Genomic DNA, 1,142 nt, shown 5'->3' with positions numbered 1-1,142 from the left:
CCGTTTGGCCCTTCGCAGGCGATTCTGTGTGGTCGCCTGCTTTTTTTCTTCTCATTGACGTGCCTTGCTGCGTTGCTTGTCGCGGCAAGTGCATGTCACATCGTTTCCCCTTTCCCTAACGGGCGATCCGCCCCCACGGGATGGATTGCCCATTCTGCTATGAGGCAATCCCATGTTGAAAGCACTTCTCTTCGCATTGTTCTTCTCGTTGTTTTCTTCGTTGAGCGGCTGCGCTGTAGCGGATTTCGGTTCGCCGAATACGTATCAGCGATACGACGTTCAACGCATCGGTGAGTTCGAGCAGGCAACCATCCTGCGCGTGCGTCCGATCACGATCGAAAACACGTCCGATCCGTCGGGCATCGCTTCGATTGTCAGCACGGCCGCCGGTGCGTTTCTCGGCTCGCAGGTGATCGGCGGCGGTCGCGGCCGTTACATCGCGGGCGCGCTGTCCGGTTCGGCCTCCGGACTGGTTGCACAACGTGTCAGTTCGGTGATGTCGCGGCACAGCGGTGTCGAAGTCTTCCTTCGCCGCGCGAACGGACAAACCGTTGTCGTGACGCAGGTCGATGACCAACAGTTCGCGCCCGGGCAACAGGTTTTTCTTGTTTCTAATGGATCTGGTTACCGGATCACCCATTAAGCCGCGACCGAGCGGTTACATCTGGCGGCAACGCCCACCTTATTAGGAGCTTCTCGATGAACCAATATCAATTGATCGCTCCCGGTCGTAGTGGCAGCGCAAGCGGGCAACGTCGATGAGTTCTCGGCGATCGTCTCGCATCCGGCTTTCAATCCGGTCGGCGCGCGGCCTCACTTCTTTGCAGAGGTCGGACGCTTGAGTGATGGTGTCGGCGACGCGAACTTTGCGCACATGAAGCTGCTGTTGGAAGCGTGCCGGGTGCGATTTCATTGAATCCGGTGTCGCAAATTATCGTCTGATCGCGTAGTTCAAACTGCGCTTAACCCTTGCGGGGCAGCTCCCCGCAAGGGATCTGCCTCGTCCTTTTTGAGGCAACCATGAAATTTCCCCGAGTGTTTTACGCAGACCGCAGCAGCGCCAATTCCGGTGCGAAAGCGGCCCTTCAACGTCACGCAACGCGCGTTCTTCGGCGTGTCGCCCACGATCTGCGGCTTACCGC

General features: G+C 58.2%; 3 protein-coding genes. 2 read left to right on the top strand and 1 reads right to left on the bottom strand.

From position 1 onward, the window contains the following. The first annotated feature begins 172 nt into the window (after positions 1 to 172). Together P7F28_RS10290 and P7F28_RS10285 are read left to right on the top strand one after the other, a co-directional pair. Positions 173 to 643 (top strand): hypothetical protein, encoded by a 471-nt coding sequence (locus tag P7F28_RS10290; RefSeq protein WP_277184386.1) that lies wholly within the window; start codon positions 173 to 175, stop codon positions 641 to 643. A gap of 90 nt (positions 644 to 733) precedes the next feature. Next, positions 734 to 916, top strand: coding sequence for a hypothetical protein (locus P7F28_RS10285; protein WP_277184385.1), 183 nt, complete (start codon positions 734 to 736; stop codon positions 914 to 916). Positions 917 to 951: 35 nt separating this feature from the next. Here P7F28_RS10285 and P7F28_RS10280 read toward each other — a convergent pair. After that, on the bottom strand, positions 952 to 1,142 hold a 191-nt coding region (locus P7F28_RS10280), incomplete at its 5' end, for a hypothetical protein (protein ID WP_277184384.1).

This window comes from Caballeronia sp. BR00000012568055 (assembly GCF_029439455.1).
In the GTDB taxonomy this organism is placed as follows: Bacteria; Pseudomonadota; Gammaproteobacteria; order Burkholderiales; family Burkholderiaceae; genus Caballeronia.
Note: the sequence above shows the minus strand (reverse complement) of the source record. Positions and strands in the feature narration are given on the sequence as shown.